The 3,236-nt window shown below is 44.2% G+C and carries 4 protein-coding genes; all 4 read left to right on the forward strand.

The window, feature by feature from the left end; all coding sequences use genetic code 11:
• The first annotated feature begins 368 nt into the window (after nucleotides 1-368).
• On the forward strand, nucleotides 369-1,793 hold the full coding sequence (atpD, locus tag CXF78_RS17940; RefSeq protein WP_102037528.1) for a F0F1 ATP synthase subunit beta: 1,425 nt from the start codon (nucleotides 369-371) through the stop codon (nucleotides 1,791-1,793).
• Nucleotides 1,794-1,829: 36 nt separating this feature from the next.
• Entirely contained in the window at nucleotides 1,830-2,240 is a 411-nt protein-coding gene (locus CXF78_RS17945; protein ID WP_102037529.1) for a F0F1 ATP synthase subunit epsilon, read from the forward strand.
• A gap of 196 nt (nucleotides 2,241-2,436) precedes the next feature.
• Nucleotides 2,437-2,814 carry an AtpZ/AtpI family protein gene (locus tag CXF78_RS17950; RefSeq protein WP_011638495.1) on the forward strand — a complete coding sequence of 126 codons (378 nt, stop codon included), beginning with the start codon at nucleotides 2,437-2,439 and terminating at the stop codon, nucleotides 2,812-2,814.
• 106 nt (nucleotides 2,815-2,920) lie between these two features.
• Nucleotides 2,921-3,236: ATP synthase subunit I (locus CXF78_RS17955; protein ID WP_102037530.1), on the forward strand; the 316-nt coding region annotated here is incomplete at its 3' end.

Here is a 3,236-nt window from a genome sequence, read left to right on the forward strand (position 1 = left end):
GGTTTTTAATAAAGTAATGGGCTAAATATTTGCAAGCATTTTGTCAGGATTGATTACTCAGTTTTACGTTGGATATGTGTTTGGTTGAGCTAATGCGTTGGTCTATTCTAGGCTTGTTGACACCTTTAAATAATAACGTCCGTATTTGATTTTTACTGATACTGGTCATCGCCAATCGCATGGTAAAACGGCTCCGCTAGTACTATAACTAATAGACCAATAACACTCGAATAGAACAATTAATTGGCTAACGTCCATAAATGGAGACTGACACTTAATCAAAGTCTAACGACGATGACAAGTCAGTAAGTCTTCTATTATTTACCTCTATGCACTTCAATCTGGTTATCGGAGATAATCGACAGAATATGATGGATAGAAAAAATGCCTCACCCAATTCAGGTACAGTTATAGCGATACGCGGTAGTGTCGTCGATATTCTGTTTGCTGAGCAACTCCCTCCTATTCGTTCCTTATTAACTACTGGGCACCAACATCAAATTTTAATCGAAGTTTTTTCGCAATTAGATGAACATCGAGTGCGCTGCATTGCGCTAACACCAACACAAGGGCTAGCAAGAGGCATGTTGGTAGAAGACAGCGGCGGCCCCTTATTGGCACCTGTAGGTAAAACCATTCTGTCGCGCATGTTTGATGTTTTTGGTAACGCCATTGATCGTAAGGCACCGCCAATAGGTACCCAATGGCGTTCAGTTCATAACGAACCGCCGGCCATCGCTCAACTGGCGACTAAATCCCAAGTATTCGAAACGGGTATCAAAGTGATCGATGTGTTAATGCCGCTTGAGCGTGGTGGCAAAGCGGGGTTATTTGGTGGTGCTGGTGTGGGTAAAACGGTATTACTGACAGAAATGATCCACAACATGGTCGGCCAACATGCTGGTGTGAGTATTTTTTGCGGTATTGGTGAGCGTTGTCGTGAAGGCGAAGAGCTCTACCGTGAGATGAAAACCGCAGGCGTGTTGGATAACATGGTAATGGTGTTCGGCCAGATGAATGAACCACCTGGAGCACGCTTTCGTGTAGGCCATGCCGCATTGACCATGGCCGAATATTTTCGCGACGATGAACATCGCGATGTGCTGTTACTGATTGATAATATTTTCCGTTTTATTCAGGCGGGTATGGAAGTGTCCGGTTTAATGGGACAAATGCCAGCCCGTTTAGGATATCAACCAACCTTGGGCACCGAGTTGTCGCAACTCGAAGACCGTATCGCCAATACTGACAGCGGCGCGATTACATCCATTCAAGCGGTATATGTACCAGCAGATGATTTTACCGATCCCGCAGCGGTACATACCTTTTCGCATCTCTCGGCATCAATTGTGCTATCGCGAAAACGGGCCAGTGAAGGCCTTTATCCAGCCATTGATCCGCTGCTATCTAATTCAAAAATGGCCACACCGAGCATTATCGGTCGAAGGCACTATGACTTGGCGCAGAAAATACGTAGCACACTGGCACAATACGCAGAACTTAAAGACATTATTGCTATGTTAGGCATGGAACAGTTATCGCCAGCGGATCATAAAATTGTGGCGCGCGCTCGTCGTCTCGAACGTTTTTTTACCCAGCCTTTTTTTACTACCGAACAGTTCACCAGTATGCCCGGAAAGCTGGTGAGTCTTAATGATGCTCTGGATGGATGCGAACGAATTTTACACGATGAATTTAAAGACTATCCAGAGAGTGCCCTGTATATGATTGGTTCAATTGATGAAGCTATTAGCAAGTATCGCCCTAAGATTGACAGAGTAAACAGCCAGTAGTCGTGGCCAACTCAACAGACAAACAAGGACCGGAATATGCAGTCTGCACACATGAACCTTAAAATTTTGCTGCCTTATAAGGTTTTTGCTGAGCAAAAAAATGTGGTGCGCATTGTAGCGGTTACGCATCAAGGTTCGTTTGGCATCTTGCCACATCGGCTTGACTGCGTGGCGTCACTGACTGCTGGGTTATTGGTGTTTGAGTGCGATGGTGCTGATGAGGTGTATGTTGCTATTGATGAAGGTGTACTGGTTAAAACGGGCTTTGATGTACTGATTTCGGTGCGTAATGCCATAGGCGGTTTGGCGTTGAGCGAATTACATCAAGCCGTTGAGCAAGAATTTATGCACTTAGATGAACAAGAACAGCAATTGCGTTCGGTACTGATCAAGATGGAAAGTAATTTCATGCGACGCCTGACTGAGTTCCATCATGACAGAATTTAGGGTCTATCGTTCTATCAAGATGAATGTTGTCTGAAGGTTAGGCTTAACGCTTTAGTGTTTTTAAAAGCAGAATGGTTGTTTAGTGTTGGCTATTGGCTTAAATGACAAGACACCACACAGAGTTAGTGTCGCAATGTTATCTGAAGAGTTAGACCTTAGGACACATATTAAATATGGAAAACAACAGGCTCTCACTATGAATCATAAACCAGAGGAAAACATCACTCCGGAAAAGTCACATTCCGAACCGCCAAAACCTGAAAAAGATAAGTCCAACAACGACAAGTTTAGCCAGCAAGTTGAAGACATGGCGACACGAAAACTGAAGGCGCAGCGACATATCAATAAAACCGTCTGGACCGGTTTTGGGATGATGGGGCTTATTGGTTGGTCGGTGGTGATCCCAACGGTGCTTGGTGCAGTGCTCGGAATGTGGCTGGATAAACACTATCCTGGCGAGCATTCCAGAACCTTAATGTTATTGATTATCGGGTTATGCCTGGGTTGTTTCAATGCTTGGCATTGGGTTGATAAAGAAGACAAGGAAATTCACCGAGGTGATGAACTCGATTGATTTTTTAGGCCACTTATTTGATGCAACTTATTGACGCAACTTGTTTGATACAAAATTAGTTGATAGCAAATGACTCAATAAAAAAGTACTTGATGGAAAAGTCATTATGGAAAACGTATTGGTAGACAACATATTTGTAGAGCTCGCATTGGCATTACTGGCAGGTGCACTGCTAGGGGTATTTTTTTTCGCCGGACTTTGGTGGACGGTTCGCCAGCTAAAATCGACTCAACATGTTGCGTTGTTATTTATCGCCAGTCTGTTATTTCGCTCCGCCATTGTGATCGCTGGCTTCTATTTTATCGCTGGCGACAATGGATACCATTTATTAGCCGGATTACTCGGATTTATGTTAGTGCGCCTCATGGCAACGCGATACACCCTGCAGGTAGAGCAGGCTCAATCGTTGAGAAAAACACTTA

This window comes from Shewanella sp. 11B5, assembly GCF_002836795.1.
Classification (GTDB): domain Bacteria; phylum Pseudomonadota; class Gammaproteobacteria; order Enterobacterales; family Shewanellaceae; genus Shewanella; species Shewanella frigidimarina.

What these genes read in the sequence shown, in the direction of transcription:
- atpD (WP_102037528.1), top strand. Translation starts at nt 369, where the DNA reads ATGATGGATAGAAAAAATGCCTCACCCAATTCAGGTACAGTTATAGCG.
- CXF78_RS17945 (WP_102037529.1), top strand. Translation starts at nt 1,830, where the DNA reads ATGCAGTCTGCACACATGAACCTTAAAATTTTGCTGCCTTATAAGGTT.
- CXF78_RS17950 (WP_011638495.1), top strand. Translation starts at nt 2,437, where the DNA reads ATGAATCATAAACCAGAGGAAAACATCACTCCGGAAAAGTCACATTCC.